12 protein-coding genes are annotated in these 15,725 nt (G+C 58.3%); 9 read left to right on the forward strand and 3 right to left on the reverse strand.

The window, feature by feature from the left end; all coding sequences use genetic code 11:
• Positions 1-29: 29 nt before the first annotated feature.
• Positions 30-530, reverse strand: a complete 501-nt coding sequence (locus tag ACX3YD_RS12125; protein WP_130207181.1) for a PaaI family thioesterase — start codon at positions 528-530, stop codon at positions 30-32.
• Between the two features lie 373 nt (positions 531-903).
• Here ACX3YD_RS12125 and ACX3YD_RS12130 point away from each other — a divergent pair, with 373 nt between their 5' ends.
• The 6 genes from ACX3YD_RS12130 to ACX3YD_RS12155 all read left to right on the forward strand — a co-directional run bounded on the left by ACX3YD_RS12130 (position 904) and on the right by ACX3YD_RS12155 (position 8,847).
• Positions 904-3,102: an OsmC domain/YcaO domain-containing protein gene (locus ACX3YD_RS12130; protein WP_458960067.1), complete on the forward strand. Its 2,199-nt coding sequence runs from the start codon at positions 904-906 to the stop codon at positions 3,100-3,102.
• A gap of 26 nt (positions 3,103-3,128) precedes the next feature.
• Positions 3,129-3,632: a GNAT family N-acetyltransferase gene (locus tag ACX3YD_RS12135; RefSeq protein ID WP_458960068.1), complete on the forward strand. Its 504-nt coding sequence runs from the start codon at positions 3,129-3,131 to the stop codon at positions 3,630-3,632.
• 106 nt (positions 3,633-3,738) lie between these two features.
• Positions 3,739-4,392 carry a hydrolase gene (locus ACX3YD_RS12140; protein WP_103404400.1) on the forward strand — a complete coding sequence of 218 codons (654 nt, stop codon included), beginning with the start codon at positions 3,739-3,741 and terminating at the stop codon, positions 4,390-4,392.
• Between the two features lie 213 nt (positions 4,393-4,605).
• Complete coding sequence (locus tag ACX3YD_RS12145; protein ID WP_047530105.1) at positions 4,606-4,872, forward strand: ParD-like family protein; 267 nt, start codon at positions 4,606-4,608, stop codon at positions 4,870-4,872.
• Complete coding sequence (map, locus tag ACX3YD_RS12150) at positions 4,869-5,663, forward strand: type I methionyl aminopeptidase (protein WP_103404401.1); 795 nt, start codon at positions 4,869-4,871, stop codon at positions 5,661-5,663. Before ACX3YD_RS12145 ends, map begins: the two co-directional genes overlap by 4 nt.
• A gap of 286 nt (positions 5,664-5,949) precedes the next feature.
• A complete protein-coding gene (locus ACX3YD_RS12155) occupies positions 5,950-8,847 on the forward strand; it encodes a sensor domain-containing phosphodiesterase (protein WP_103404402.1) in 2,898 nt (965 codons plus the stop codon).
• 73 nt (positions 8,848-8,920) lie between these two features.
• Here the strand turns inward: ACX3YD_RS12155 and ACX3YD_RS12160 are convergent, their stop codons facing one another.
• The gene (locus tag ACX3YD_RS12160) at positions 8,921-9,220 is read right to left on the reverse strand and encodes a hypothetical protein (RefSeq protein WP_458960069.1); all 300 of its coding nucleotides are present in this window, start codon (positions 9,218-9,220) and stop codon (positions 8,921-8,923) included.
• Positions 9,221-9,441: 221 nt separating this feature from the next.
• Here ACX3YD_RS12160 and ACX3YD_RS12165 point away from each other — a divergent pair, with 221 nt between their 5' ends.
• The 3 genes from ACX3YD_RS12165 to ACX3YD_RS12175 all read left to right on the forward strand — a co-directional run bounded on the left by ACX3YD_RS12165 (position 9,442) and on the right by ACX3YD_RS12175 (position 14,486).
• The gene (locus tag ACX3YD_RS12165) at positions 9,442-10,137 is read left to right on the forward strand and encodes a tRNA (adenine(22)-N(1))-methyltransferase (RefSeq protein WP_279627435.1); all 696 of its coding nucleotides are present in this window, start codon (positions 9,442-9,444) and stop codon (positions 10,135-10,137) included.
• Positions 10,138-10,323: 186 nt separating this feature from the next.
• Positions 10,324-12,099 carry a DUF262 domain-containing protein gene (locus ACX3YD_RS12170; RefSeq protein WP_458960070.1) on the forward strand — a complete coding sequence of 592 codons (1,776 nt, stop codon included), beginning with the start codon at positions 10,324-10,326 and terminating at the stop codon, positions 12,097-12,099.
• Complete coding sequence (locus ACX3YD_RS12175; RefSeq protein ID WP_458960071.1) at positions 12,096-14,486, forward strand: DUF262 domain-containing protein; 2,391 nt, start codon at positions 12,096-12,098, stop codon at positions 14,484-14,486. The genes ACX3YD_RS12170 and ACX3YD_RS12175 overlap by 4 nt, the downstream gene beginning before the upstream one ends.
• Here the strand turns inward: ACX3YD_RS12175 and ACX3YD_RS12180 are convergent.
• Complete coding sequence (locus tag ACX3YD_RS12180; RefSeq protein WP_458960072.1) at positions 14,454-15,599, reverse strand: helix-turn-helix transcriptional regulator; 1,146 nt, start codon at positions 15,597-15,599, stop codon at positions 14,454-14,456. The genes ACX3YD_RS12175 and ACX3YD_RS12180 overlap by 33 nt on opposite strands.
• Between the last annotated feature and the right edge of the window lie 126 nt (positions 15,600-15,725).

Consider the following 15,725-nt stretch of genomic DNA (forward strand, 5'->3'; position numbering starts at 1 on the left):
CACCGCCATCGCGCCTTGAATGGCAGTGTCTACGCGTCCCGGTCATGGGCGGCGGCCGCCAGCTGCGCGGCGTCCACACGAACGAAAATCGAGTCTCCGATCGCCGTGAGTACGTCCCCGGCGTAGACCTCGCAGATCACGCGACTCTTGCGTCCGACTTCACCTTCCACTTTCGCCCGCAGGGTCAACGGAACGCCCATGGGGGTCGGTTTGATGAACTTGATGCCCAGGTTGCCCGTGACGCAATTGATGCGGGGCAGGCTGGCGACGTCGCGCTGTTCGGCGCGGTAGTGATAGGCCATTGCCGCCCAGTTTGAATGGCAATCCACCAGCATGGCGATCATTCCGCCGTAAACCAGATCGGGCCAGCCACAAAATTGAGCGTCGGGCAGATGCTCGGCCACGACATGCACGCCGTCCTCATGCCAGTAGCTTTTAATGTGCAGCCCGTGGGGATTGCTGCCGCCGCAACCATAACAAACGCCCTCGGGCGCAGCGGTGTCTTGCAGGGAGAGGTCGAGCCTGGACATACCTTGAGGATCCTCGAAAAGTGTGGGGCAAGCCTAGCGGATTTCCAGGCCGGACCGAAAGTGATGCGTGCGTTGTAACCTCAGGTGAATGCGCTGAAGCTATCCACAAATTGCGTGGGTATACCTGTGGATAACGCGCCAGGCAGCAGGAAACGTGGGGCTTGTAATGTGTTGGTCATTTATTGATCTTTTATTGCGGAACGCGCTTCGTTGCCCACGACGGTCATCGGCTGACGAGGCTGGCGACGGGCTCGCCGGCGCGGGAGGGTCCTTCCATCAGCCCGTCGCCTTCCCGTTCAAAGCACAAGACTTCCGGCCGAAAAGCCGGATAATGGCGGCCATTTCGTTTAGCTCGTCATTTTGGTAATCCCGCATGGAAATCAAGGTCAACTTTCTCGACAACCTTCGACTTGAAGCCAAGTTCGATGACTTCACTGTCGTGGCCGACCAGCCTATTCGCTATAAGGGCGATGGCTCGGCCCCTGGTCCGTTCGATTACTTCTTGGCTTCTTCGGCTTTGTGCGCGGCTTATTTTGTGAAGCTGTATTGCGACACTCGCGGCATTCCCACGGAAAATATCCGCCTGTCGCAGAACAACATTGTTGACCCGGAAAACCGCTACAACCAGATTTTCAAGATCCAGGTCGAGTTGCCAGCCGATATCTCCGCCAAAGACCGCCAGGGCATTTTGCGTTCCATCGACCGTTGCACCGTGAAAAAAGTGGTGCAGACCGGGCCTGAGTTCGTGATCGAAGAAGTGGAAAACCTCGATGCCGATGCCCAGGCGTTGTTGATGCCTCATTCGGGGTCGCAAGAGGGCACCTATATTGCGGGCAAGGATCTGCCGCTGGAGCAGACCATCGCCAACATGTCGGGGATCCTGGCTGACCTGGGCATGAAGATCGAAATCGCTTCGTGGCGCAATATCGTGCCCAATGTGTGGTCGCTGCACATTCGCGATGCGCACTCGCCAATGTGCTTTACCAATGGCAAGGGCGCGACCAAGGAAGGCGCGTTGGCGTCGGCGTTGGGCGAGTTTATCGAGCGACTCAATTGCAACTTCTTCTACAACGATCAGTTCTGGGGAGAAGACATCGCCAATGCGGCGTTCGTGCATTACCCGGATGAGCGCTGGTTCAAGCCTGGCCCCCAGGATGCGCTGCCGGCAGAAATACTCGACGAGTACTGCCTGGCGATTTACAACCCCGATGGCGAGTTGCGGGGCTCGCACCTGTACGACACCAACTCCGGCAATACACAGCGCGGTATCTGTTCGCTACCGTTTGTGCGCCAGTCGGATGGCGAGGTGGTGTATTTCCCGTCCAACCTGATCGAGAACCTGTTCCTCAGCAATGGCATGAGTGCCGGTAACACCCTGGCCGAAGCCCAGGTGCAATGCCTGTCTGAAATCTTCGAGCGCGCGGTCAAGCGCGAGATTCTCGAAGGTGAAATGGCACTGCCGGATGTGCCGCAGCACGTGCTGGCAAAATACCCGAGCATTCTGGCCGGCATCCAAGGGCTGGAAGAGCAGGGCTTCCCGGTGCTGGTCAAGGATGCGTCGCTGGGAGGGGAGTTCCCGGTGATGTGCGTCACCTTGATGAACCCGCGTACCGGTGGCGTGTTTGCCTCGTTCGGCGCGCACCCAAGCTTTGAAGTGGCACTGGAACGCAGCCTCACCGAGTTGCTGCAGGGGCGCAGCTTTGAAGGTCTGAACGATCTCCCTCAGCCGACCTTTGAGGGGCAGGCCGTGACGGAGCCGAATAACTTCGTCGAGCACTTCATTGACTCCAGCGGTGTGGTGTCGTGGCGCTTCTTCAGTGCCAAGGCCGATTTCGAATTCGTTGAGTGGGACTTCTCCGGGCAAGGGGAAAATTCCAATGCCGTAGAAGCCGCCACCTTGTTCGGTATCCTTCAGGACATGGGCAAGGAAGTGTACATGGCGGTCTATGAGCACATCGGCGCCAAGGCCTGCCGCATTCTGGTGCCGGATTATTCGGAAATCTATCCGGTCGACGATCTGGTCTGGGACAACACCAACAAAGCGCTGACATTCCGCGCCGACATTCTCAACCTGCACAGCCTGAGCAAAGTCGGGCTGAGAACCCTGGCCAAGCGCCTGGAAGACAGCGAGCTGGACGACTACACAGACATCACCACCTTGATCGGAATCGAATTCGACGACAACACGCCGTGGGGCAAGTTGACGATCCTGGAGTTGAGGCTGCTGATTTACCTGGCCTTGCAGAAGTTTGAACAGGCGAAGGATCTGGTGGAAGCCTTCCTGCAGTACAACGACAACACCGTCGAGCGCGGCCTGTTCTATCAAGCCGTGAACGTGGTCCTGGAAATGCAGTTGGACGACGATCTGGAACTGGCCGACTACGAAGTCAATTTCCGCCGGATGTTCGGCAATGAGCGCATGGACGCTGCGATCGGCTCGGTCGACGGCAGTGTGCGTTTCTACGGCCTGACCCCGACGAGCACGAAGCTGGAAGGGCTCGATCGACATTTGCGTCTGATCGAAAGCTATAAAAAACTGCACACGGCGCGGGCCAGTGTGACAATTGCCTGACGCCGCTCAGTCAAGGGATTGAACGAATGAAATCATTCAGCATTCGCGAGCTTGAAAGTACGGATACCGAAGCACTGCTGGCCTTTGAACGCCATAACCGCGCCTGGTTTGAATCTCATATTGATGCGCGCGATCCTGCGTTTTATTCATTGCCGGGTGTCGCCGAGCACATTGCGGGCTATTTGTCCGATTTTGCTGTCGGTGCCTGGCATCCGTTCGTTATCGAAGATTGCAGTGGGAACATAGTGGGGCGAGCCAATCTGAAAGACATTGGTTCGCCGCCAGGTTCTGCGCAAGTGGGCTATCGGATTGATCAAGGCGTGTGCGGGCAAGGACTGGCCACACTGGCGCTCAGGCACCTGATCCAGGCGGCACGGACCCGTTGGCGACTGACCCAATTGGTTGCCTGTGTATACGAGACAAATGTTGGCTCAAGAAAAGTGCTGGAACGGTGCGGATTCCTGCCCGAGCAACCCTCTTGCACCGACGAGACCGGGGGCGAACGCCGATTCGTCCTGTCGATCCAGTGAGCCGGCCCCGGCCCCGGCCAAAACAAAGCACAGGGATACAAGTACGGCGCCGTCGGGCACTCCATAGTTGAAGGGTAGTTTTTCATTCAACAATGGAGCGACTCCCATGCCTACCGCATCCGCCGTGCCCGGAAAGACCCTGCTGAACCCTGACGATCACACCCTCATCATGATCGATCATCAGTCGCAAATGTCCTTTGCGACCAAGTCCATCGACGCTGTGAATCTGCGCAACAACGCTGCCCTGGTGGCCAAGGCGGCGAAAGAGTTCGGGGTCGCGACCATCCTGACCACGGTCGCAGAGAAAAGCTTTTCCGGACCCATCTTCGATGAAATCAAATCGGTCTTCCCAGAGCAGCCCGTCATCGACCGCACCAGCATGAACACCTGGGAAGATCCGCGCATTGCGGTGGAGGTGAACCGTCACGACAAGGCCAAGATCGTGCTGGCGGGCCTCTGGACATCCGTGTGCATCGTGGGCCCGGCGCTCTCTGCCCTGGATCAGGGTTTCGAGGTGTATTTCATTGCGGACGCTTGCGGTGATGTGTCGGTCGAGGCCCATGAAATGGCCATTCAGCGCATGATCCAGCTTGGCGCGCGCCCGATGACTTCCCTGCAATACCTGCTCGAGTTGCAACGTGACTGGGCTCGTACCGACACCTACGATGCCACCGTGAAAACTTCCATCGCCAATGGTGGCGCCTATGGTTTGGGACTGATCTATGCCAAAACCATGTTCAATGCGTCCGAAGGCCACTGATTGCCCGGCGTTACCGAACAGGTAAAGGGCAGCGGTGCTCCCCGACACACCTGAACGCTGGTCATGGCGCCCCTTGATTGGGGCGTTTCCATTTATATCGAACGCTTTATAACCCATGGGGAGCGGGGCGCGCCCCCATTTCATGACGTTGATTTGATTCCACGCTCGAACCGGTTAATATACGATTTATATGCATTTCATATAGTGGAAGTCATGGGAATCGTCAAAATTTCAGAAAACATGCATGAGAACCTGCGCGTCGCCAGCGACGCGCTGAGTCGCTCGATCAATGCGCAAGCCGAACACTGGATGCGCATCGGGATGCTCGCGGAATTACATCCAAACCTCGATCACAGCGATATTTGCCGCTTGCTGATTCGTGCCGAGTCGGCGGGCGGACTGGATCTGAAACAGCTCTGCGCTGTCGCGGATATCGCTCAAGGCTCCCAACCCCATGCAAGCTCAGGAGCCAGTCAATGAAGGCGAACGTCAGGATCAACAGCCTCGCGGAAATCGCCCAGTCACGCGCGGCAGGCACATTGGCCGCCGAAGTGCTGGCCATGATCACTCCCCATGTGAAAGCCGGGGTCACCACCAACGAACTCGATCGGCTCTGTCACGACCACATCGTCAACGTGCAGAAAGCCATCCCGGGCAACATTGGCTATCACGGCTTCCCGAAGACCGTGTGCGCATCCGTCAACGAAGTGGTCTGCCATGGCATCCCTTCGAACAGGACGTTGAAGGATGGCGACATCGTGAACATCGATATCGCTGTCATCAAGGATGGCTGGTATGGCGATACCAGCCGCATGTACTTCGTTGGCGAGCCCAGTGCGCAGGCTCGGCATTTGGTCAAGACAACCTATGAAGCCATGTGTGCCGGCATAAGACTCGTCCGCCCCGGTGCCACGTTGGGCGACATTGGTCATGCCATCCAGGCGGTCGCGGAAAGGGATGGGTTCAGCGTTGTGCGCGAATACTGCGGCCATGGTATCGGCAAGATCTACCACGACGAGCCGCAGGTACTGCATTACGGTTATCCGGGCCAGGGCCTGAAATTGAAAGCCGGGATGATTTTCACCATTGAGCCCATGCTCAACGCGGGCAAACGTCATGTGAAGACCCTCGCCGATGGCTGGACGGTGGTCACCAAGGATCAATCGCTATCGGCCCAGTGGGAGCACATGGTGGCCGTCACTGACGATGGCTTTCAGATTTTGACGCCCTGGCCCGATCGTAGCGACGAATATCCCGCCATCGGGCAATAGCCGTTCAGGTGCACGGAAGACGGGATCTGTCTTCCGTGCATGGCGCTAGTGACTGCAACGGTGACTGGTCGGGTGGCACAGACGCTGAGACCAAAGACAGCGAGTAAAGAGTTTCGGGTAATAATCGACAACTTTCGGCGAGCAATTTGTTGTCTGTCTCATTGTTGGCGCCAAAGCAAATAAAACCATTGAAAAAAATCGTCATAAGCTATAAACAAAAAGCTCACTGGCATATTGCTAGCAATCAGTAAGTGGGCATCGCCAGTTTTTGGCTCAGGGAGCGCTGATGAGTGTTCGTCAATTGACCGACTCCCCGCGGCAATCGAACGACTGCGACGTTGTCGCATCTCAACCAAAAGGGACGTCGGGTACTGTCGGCATGGCTTACGCTGGCAACGAGAACATGATCCAGCAAATGCTGGACTCAGCGCGCAACTGGGCCCATACCTGCGCGTGGGCGGTTTACCGCACCGGTGAACAATTGCATCGGGTCGGTCAGGGCGACGCCTGGATGCAGTGGCCGTCCAGCATCCCGAACGAAGAGTTCGACGCCTTCTGCCAGACCCGGCGATTGCACCGCTGGCCCACCGGCAAGGGCGAAAGTGAATTGGGTTGGCTACTCGCGCCGGTCAGCGAAGCCGCAGACCCGGCGCTCGCCGACTTTGCCCTGCGGCTGGGCATTCAGGTCCAGACCAATACCCTTGCCCGTGCGCAGATCACTCAGCGAGTGCTGTATGAGATCACCTACCTGGCCAGTTCGACCCGCGACCGCTCGGTGTTTCTGGTGGGGGTTCACCGGCTGCTGGCCAGCCTGATCGATGCCGAGAACTTCTATCTTGCGCTGTATGACCCCCATAGCGGCAAGATCGACTACCCGTATTACGTCGACATCATCGATGTCGATGCCCTGGAGTCCGAAAACTACGAATACCTTGACCCTTCGCACCTGTCGTTGACCGGGCAGGTATTGACCACTGCCCAGCCGTTGCTGATCGACGCCGCCGGTATCCTCGCGGCTGAAGCCGAAGGCCGTTTCTACTGTGTGGGTGACCGTCCCGAGTTCTGGATGGGCGCCCCGTTGAAAAATGCCTCGGATGACGTGTTCGGCATGCTCGCGATGCAGGTCTACGACGTTTCTCGTATCTACAGTGCTGAAGATCGCGCGCTGTTCCTTGTGGTGGCCCGCCACGTCGCCATGGCCCTGGATCGGATTCTGCACCGCGAGGACCTGGAAGAAACCGTGATGCGTCGCACCCTGGAGCTTTCGGCACTCAACGAAGCCTTGAGGCAGGAAGTGGCGGATCGGGAGCGCGCCGAACACCTGCAGAGCGCGTTGTTCCAGATCGCGGAGCTATCGAGTCAACCGGGCGACATGGCTGAGTTGTTTCAAACCTTGCATGGCATCGTCGGTGACTTGCTGTTCGCGCAAAACTTCTACATCGCGCTGTTCGACGACGCGACCAGTGAAGTGACCTTTCCCTATTACGTCGATGAGCGGCAGACGACCAGCCCGGCAGCGCGGCGTGGGTGCCGGGGCTTGACTGAATACGTTATCCGTCAGCGCCGACCTTGCCTGATTGACTCTGACAAAGCCGAGCGACTGGCGGCCGAGGGTGAAATCGAACTGGCCGACGAGTCCGTCCGATCCCATTCCTGGCTGGGCATTCCCTTGTTCGATGGCGACGTGGTGCGTGGCGTGCTGGCGGTGCAAAGCTACACCTCGCAGGTGCGCTATACCCTGCGGGATCAGGATCTGCTGACGTTCGTGTCGCGGCACATTGATACGGCGTTGTCGCGGCGCACGGCTGCCGAAGCGATCCACGCCGCCAACCTCAAGCTGGAAGCGCGGGTGCAGAGCCGCACCCGCGAACTCGATCACGCCAATGCCAAGTTGCAACACGAAAACTCCCACGATGCGCTGACCGGGTTGCCGAATCGCACTTACCTGCAACAGCGCCTCAATTCGGCCTGGTCGCAGTTCGGCAGGGAAGGCGGGCACCTGGCGGTCATGTTCATCGACCTGGACCGTTTCAAGATGGTCAACGACAGCCTCGGCCACCATTTTGGCGACCTGCTGTTGATGCAGGCCGCCCATCGCCTGCGCGGATGCCTGCGCGACGCCGACATGCTGGCGCGCCTGGGGGGCGATGAGTTTTCGGTCCTCGCTCCCGAAGCGCCGCTGGACGTGGTGATCGAAATCGCCGAACGGATCCTGGTGGCGTTTGACCTGCCGTTTTTCATCAATGGCTACGAAGTGTTTTCATCCTGCAGCATCGGTATTGTCAGTGCCGACAGTCAGTTCCATCACGAACCGGCGGATTTGCTGCGTGATGCCGACGCGGCGATGTACCGGGTCAAGAGCGCCGGGCGCGACAGTTACGCGGTGTTCAACCAGGAAGTGCGCCGGGAAGTCTCGGACCAGGTGGAGCGCGAAGGGGCCTTGCGCAACGCGCTCAAGCGCACGGACGAACTGCTGCCGTATTTCCAGCCGATCGTCAGCGTCGAAAGCGGCGAATTACTCGCCCTTGAGGCGCTGGTCCGCTGGCATCAACCGGGCGGCCGGGTGATCGCGCCGGGCGAGTTCCTGCCGGATGTCGAGGGTTTGCGCCTGATCGGCCGGCTGGATCTTTACATGCTCACCAGCGTTGCAATGATCCTCGCACAACCCGAGCACGCCAATTGGCCTGCGGTGCACGTCAATTGCTCCAGCTACAGCATGACGCGCCCGGACTTCGCCAATGAAGTGCTGGCGCTGCTGGCGCGACACGGGGTCGAACCATCACGCATTTGCCTGGAGTTGACCGAAGGTGCGCTGGTCGCCGAGCCGGCGATTGCCCGGCTGACCATGCAGCAATTGGCCGACAACGGTATGTCGGTGATGCTCGATGACTTCGGCGCCGGGTTCTCTTCCCTGAGCTATGTGCATCAATACCGCTTCAGCGGCTTGAAGATCGACAAGTCGTTCATCCTCGAACTGACCACCAGCGCCCGCAGTCGCGCGATCGTCCGGGCGATCGTGCGGATGGCCGAATCGCTCGACCTCAGCGTGGTGGCCGAAGGTGTCGAGGATCAAGCGACGCTGGACTTGCTGCGCGAAATGGGCGCAGGGCAGGCCCAGGGATATCATTTTGCCAAGCCAATGGGACTGGAGGCGTTGCTGGCCAGTTCGCTGATCGGTCACTAGGGCTTGTCGGTGTTTTGCATCTGGAGAAACCGCGATTCAGAGCGGTAGAAGCGCTTTTTTTGCTGCCGCGCCATTACTTTCTGCATTGCGCCAACACCACTTGGCAGGTGTCCGGCGTGCCACCGGACCGCCCGGCATAGCGTATGCAATTGTCCAGGGATTTTTTGCGAGCCATGTTCAAGGTGTCGCCCCATGCCAGACCGCCTTCACCGGAAGTGGGCAGCGCTTTTGCGTAACAGTTCGAGCCGGTGCTCGACGTCGAATAGCGAGCCTTGGCGGCTTTGCCTGAACATCCCGCTGTCAGCACCAGGCTGAGGGCGAGTAACGAGGGCAAGACCCATGACCTGCCTTTTCGTGCGGTGTTTGTGGTCATCCCGTTGCCCCCGTATCAAACGGCTCAAAGCGTGATTGCGATCATACTGCACTCGGGCTGGACGGTGTTGCGCCTGACCGTGGTGACCTGCCGGGGGAGGATTTGGACGGGGCGAACCATGGCCCTGGTCGCCGGGATTTGAAATCCAGGGCGTTGCTCGACAGAATTGCGTCCCGATCCGGCCTGCGGTGCTGGACGTTCGTAGTGAAAAGGGGTTGCAGTTGAACCAACAGACATTGTCCATGCGCCTGGAGCGTGTGGCGGCGCATGTGCCAGCCGATGCACGCCTGGCCGATATCGGCTCGGATCACGCCTACTTGCCGGTGGCCTTAATGCGTCGTGGCGCCATCGCGGCGGCGGTGGCCGGCGAGGTGGCATTGACGCCATTGCGCTCGGCCGAACGCACCGTGCGCGAGAACGGCCTGGAGCAGTGGATCACCGTGCGCCTGGCCAATGGCCTGGCGGCGATCGAGCCGGGAGACGGCATCACGGCGATCAGCCTCTGTGGCATGGGTGGCGAGACGATCCGCGACATCCTCGACAGCGGCAAGGCGCGCCTGAGCGGCCGGGAACGCCTGATCCTGCAGCCCAACGGCGGCGAGCAGCCGCTGCGTCAATGGCTGATGGACAATGGCTACCGAATCCTCTGCGAGGAAGTGCTGCGGGAAAACCGCTTTGACTACGAAATCATCGTCGCCGAGCGCGACGGACCGGTGACCTATACCGCCGAGGAACTGTACTTCGGCCCGCTGCAGATGCAGGCACGCAGCCCGGCGTTCCTGACCAAGTGGCAGCGCCTGCTGCGCCATAAACAGCAGACCCTGACCCACTTCGCCCGGGCGCGACAGGCAGTGCCCGAAGAGAAGGCCGAGGAAATCGCCCGGCAGGCCCGGTGGATCACTGAGCTGCTGAATTGAACCGCGAAGTCGCGCAAGGCGGGGGAGCGTCTGAGCGACGATCAAAAGTCTGAATACGCTTGCCGAATAATGTTGGCCGCGACGCACGTTAATGGCTGATATCTTTGCGCCATCATGCTACAACCCTGCCAACTCTCGCACCTTCACGCAGACGTTTTACATTGGTTAAAAAGGGATGTTCTCGCAATGACGCGCGCCGTTTTCGGTACCAAGTCGGTACACGACCTCATCACCCACGCAAATGGACAGCCCAACCGGTTCTGGATACCCGCCTACCAGCGCGGTTACCGATGGAAGCCGATGCAAGTGACGCAATTGCTCGAGGACGTCCGGGAATTTGCCAAGCGTGAGAATGCTCAGCCCCACGAGTATTACTGCCTGCAACCGTTAGTGCTCAAAGACACACGCCAGGGCCAATACGAGGTGGTCGATGGCCAGCAGCGCCTCACGACGCTGCTGCTGATACTTCGTCATTTCAATGAGCGGGTGACCGTCAAGTATCGATCAAAACTGTTCAGCCTGGCATACGAAACCCGACCGGAGTTGCGGGACTTTCTGGACGATCCTTCTGAGGACACCGCCACCCGAAACGTTGACTATTTCTATCTGTACCAGGCGATCCAGACTATCGAACAATGGTTCGAATCACGGGACCACGAATTCGAAGAGATCAAATCGACGCTGCTCAACAAGACCCGTGTGATCTGGTACGAGCTCTCTGACCGGGAAAATGCCGTGGACGCCTTTACCCGGCTGAATGTGGGCAAGATAGCCTTGACCAACGACGAGCTTATCCGGGCGTTGTTTTTGCGCCAACGGGACGATGCCGAGGGTGCTGTTAGCCTCCAGCAGTTGCAGATTGCCCATGAATGGGACCAGTTGGAAAAAGCGCTACAGAACGACGCGTTCTGGTATTTCCTCAATAACAAGACCAGCGGCGGCCACAACCGTATCGGCTTCCTGTTCACGCTGATTGCCCGCCTCGACGCAGAGCCCTCGTTTGACCCGGACGAGCGATACTCGGTTTTCCACACTTACAACCGCAGGCTTTCGGCAGCAGGCGCCACGACCGCGAGCGAATGGTTGAGGGTCAAGCAGGTTTACATGCTGCTGGAGGAATGGTTCGAAGACCGGCGTCTGTACCATATCATCGGCTTTCTGGTGCAATCGGGCACAGCGGTCGATGCCATCTTCCGACTGTCGCAAAACATTCCCAAAAGGCAATTCGAACAAAAGCTTCGTAGCCTTGCATTCCTCAAGTTAACCGGCTCGGCGATGCCGGAGGCAGCAACGGCTGACGTTCTGAGGGCGACGATTAAACAGTTCCTCGGCGACCTGGAGTACGGCCAAAAGCATGCGCTCAAAATCCGTGCAACGCTGTTGCTCTTCAATCTGACCAGCCTGCTGCAAAACACGGCTTCGAACATTCGTTTTCAGTTCGACAGTTTCAAGGCGAACAGCTGGGACATCGAGCACGTCCGGTCGGTGACCACCTCTATTCCCAAAGGTAAAACTGAAAGAGACAGATGGCTACAACTGGCTCAGAAGCAACTGACGGGCGCAGACGATCAACGGGATCTTTGCAGGGCCATCGCGGCGTACTTCGCGCAAACCGAGTCTGCTACCGACACGCAGTTTCACGATTTGCACACTCGCGTCCTGGCGGCCTTCAAAGAGGACAGCGAAGTTGATGACAGTATCGGCAACCTTACGCTGCTGGATGCTCAAACGAATCGTGGTTACGGCAATGCGGTGTTTGCCGTGAAACGGGAGCGGATACTGGAACTTGATCAGCGTGGCATTTTTGTACCGCTGTGTACGCGAAACCTGTTCCTCAAATGCTACAGCCAGGGTGTGGACCACCTGCTTTTCTGGAGCGTCAAGGACAGTCAGGGTTACCTCGAAGCCATGTGCAATACCCTCGTCAACTTCTTTCTGGACAAGCAGGAGCCAAGCGTATGAGCGGCGCAGGAAGCCAGATGGTGTTCGCTGATCTGTTCCAGGGCGGTCAAAGCATTCGCATCCCGCTAATTCAGCGGGATTACGCGCAAGGACGATCCGACAGCATCGATGTGCGCAACGATTTCCTCGTTGCACTGAACAAGGCATTCCAGTTGCCGGAGGACGCCCCGGAACTCCCCCTCAACCTGGATTTCATTTATGGCACCCTCAATGAGGCGGGTCAGTTTCAGCCGTTGGACGGTCAGCAGCGTCTGACCACACTGTTCCTCCTTCACTGGTATATCGCGCTGCGGGACGGTCAGCTGGAGCTGTTCAGAACGCTTTTCTGCGACGATCAGGCCTCACGCTTCACCTACAGTGTTCGCCCGAGCAGTACGGAATTCTTTGATGCGCTCAGCCAATTCAAACCGGACCACGCCATTACCGCCGAAGCGTCCATCGCTGCGCAGATTTGCGACCAGCCCTGGTATTTCCGCCATTGGAGACTGGACCCTACCATCCAGTCCGCCCTCACGATGGTGCAGGCCATCCACGAGCTTTTCTTCGAAACACGGACGGCAACGCTCGCTCGCCTGGTGGATCGCGAGCGCCCCGTCATCAGCTTTCAGAAACTCGACCTGCGTGATTTTGGCCTGGCCGATGATCTCTATATCAAAATGAACGCCCGCGGGATGCCGCTCACGCCATTCGAAACATTCAAGGCCCGTTATGAACAGGTTCTGGAGAAACAGTTCGAGGGTGAGACGCGCAACATGGGCGGCGTTCAGACGAGCGTGGCGAAGTTTTTCGCCTGGCGTCTGGACACCCAATGGGCCGATTTTTTCTGGAACATCTGTAACCAGGACAATCGCGATTCATCACCCACGGCGATGCACCTGTTTGACGATGCGGTGATGAACATGTTGCGCCTGATTGCCATTGCGACCCGCGACTGCAGTCAAACTCGCTACAACGATGAATTCGTCAAGCTGAGGGCTGCGGATCAGCGCAACACCTATCAGACGTATGAGGAAAATGGCTGGCTCGACCGGGCATTTTCGGAAACGGTCCTGATGCTGTTTGAAGGGTGGAGCGCAGGGCAAACGGGTTTCGCCCTGAAGCTACCGGACGACCGAGTCTTCGACGAAAAGGCATTCTTCAAGACGGCCATTGCCGAACCGTTGTCGATCAGCTATCCGCAGATCGTTGAGTTCGTCGCCTACATCGAATTTCTCAGAGCGCATGGTGACAGCCAGCCGCAAGCGTTTCAGGAATGGATGCGTGTGGTGGTGAACCTTACCGTCAACACTACTTACGTCAGGCCCGAGGATGTGCGACGCAGCATCAATGGCCTGCGCGAGTTGATTCCTCATGCCGTGCAAATTCTTGAATACATCGCTTCAACCCCTGGCCCGGTGACTGGATTCAATGGCGCGCAGGCGTCGGAAGAGGTGCAGAAGGCGAAACTGATCCTGGCAGAGCACAATTGGCGAGGGCTGATAGAACAAGCGGAATCTCATTTGTATTTCCGTGGGCAGATCGATTTTCTCCTGGAGCGCAGCGAAGCACTTCGCTTGTTCGACGACAGTGAGGACGCTCAGTCTGTGGACCATGCTAGTGCGCAACTGGCATTCCAGCGCAGTTTCGATATGGCCCAGAAGACGTTTACCCCACGCGGTCTCGCGAGCTTCAAGGATTTTCTATGGGAAAGGGCCTTGCTCACCCTCGGTGATTATTTCTTGCGCAATGGCAGTAACTGGTCCTTTCTGGTCAATGGCGCGACGGAGCAGGGCAGTTGGAAGCGACTGCTCGGCGGAGCACGTGATGCGCGCAATATCCTGTTCAAACTCTGGGACCAATTGGACGCTGAGCAGCCACTGGAGCCTCAACTGCAGCGCATCATTACTTCGGCCCATCCAGAGGCGCTTTGGCAAAAACTGCTGATCGAAACGCCCGAGGCATTCAACTACTGCAGCAGGCGCCAGATGCGCTTCGTCAATGACGATGTGCAGGACATCTATTTGCTCGCCAGAGAACGCATGAGCGGTGCGCATGCCGAACTCAACACGTATGCCCTGCATGCCCGGTTACAGCGAGAAGGTGGTGCAGCGTTACAACCACTTTCGCTTCCGTACTACGAATCCGTATCGGGGGAAGCGGAAGAGCCTTACCTGTATTTTCATCATGAGCACGCTGGCAGGGAGATACACCTTTACGTCAGTTACAAGAAGGGCCAATTCCAGCTGCAGATCGAAAATTCCGAGCTTCAAGGAAGGGAGGCGCTACAGGCACAATTGTGCCAAGCCATCGGTTTTCAACCGCGCCCGGAATACCTGACCGCTGAATGCCCATTGGGCGAGATCGACGAGGCCTTGCTAAAAGTCGCGGCGCTGCTCAAGGCAAACTGAACAACGCGTGACGCAGGGCCTGTCCTCGGAGGACGGCCCCGCGTGCGTTTGTTGTAGCGTGGCTGCCAGTTCATGGGGGCGCAAACTCACGGTTGCCGCGACCTCATCCAGCGGTTGATAGGCCGCTGCCGCCCGTTGCAGCGTCTCGCCGATTTGCGCCCGCAGTTCGACTGGCCGCTCCACGATCATTGCGTCGCCCTGGGACAGAATCCACCAGTGCAACTGCCAGGTGTTGCTCAGCGTCGCATGCACCCGATAGCCGTTCTCCAAGGGTTCCAGCGTCATGTCCGGACTCAAGGGCGTCTCGCGAATCAGGCGTGCCTTACGTTCACTCACCCAAGCCTGGAAGCGGATTTTTTCCGACAATCCGAATTGCAACGCATCGCTGCCCAGGTAGGCGCGCAGGTCGAACTCGTGCAGGCCCTCGGCAGGCTTGTCCAATTGATCGACAGATCGAAAACGATGCACTGCGAACTGGCGCACATCGGTGTACGGATGCGCCGTGGCAATCAAATAGGTCACCAGCCCGCGCTGCACCATCGCCAAGGGGTTGAGCGTCATTTCGCTGAGCTTGTCGGTATGGGCGGAGTAGTACTGGCACTGCACCTGACACTCATTGATCAGTGCCTTTTGCAGGGATTCGAGCCGCTGCGGATCAATGTCCGGCGCCTGCAGATTCAGGTCCGGTCGCACACTGGCAACCTTTTCCAGCCAACGGGCGGCGGGGTTGTCGTCCTCCAGTCCCTTGAGCTTGCGCCGGGCATGCACAAAACGAGGTTCCAGCACGCTCAGCATGCTGGCGGGCAGCAGGGGGCGGATGGCATCTTCAACCAGCGCCAGGCTCAAGGCTTCGGTCAACGTGATGCCTTGCAATTCGACATTGACCCCGGGCGTCCAGTACCAGGCTTGCGGCGTGTCCCCGCTGCACTGCAAGGGGAACACCAGGGACAAATCATTCAAGTCTCGCTCGACGGTGCGCCGGCTGATGATGTAGCCGGACGCCTCGAGTCGCCCCAGAAGCTCGGTCACCGTGATGCCCGACTCGCGTTTGGGCAAGTGCTTGAGCAGTTCCCACTGGCGACTGACAGTGGAATGGGATTTGGCTGACGGCACGGTGTTTTCCTTGTGCAGGGGGGCAGAGTGCGGCAGCGGAGGACACTGCCTGGCGGTGAACGTCAAGCTGATGTCGGCGCAAAGCGCCCGTGCTTGAGCCTCTCCAGAGATATTTCCCGGATGCAT

The organism is Pseudomonas fluorescens group sp. PF-1 (assembly GCF_054481335.1).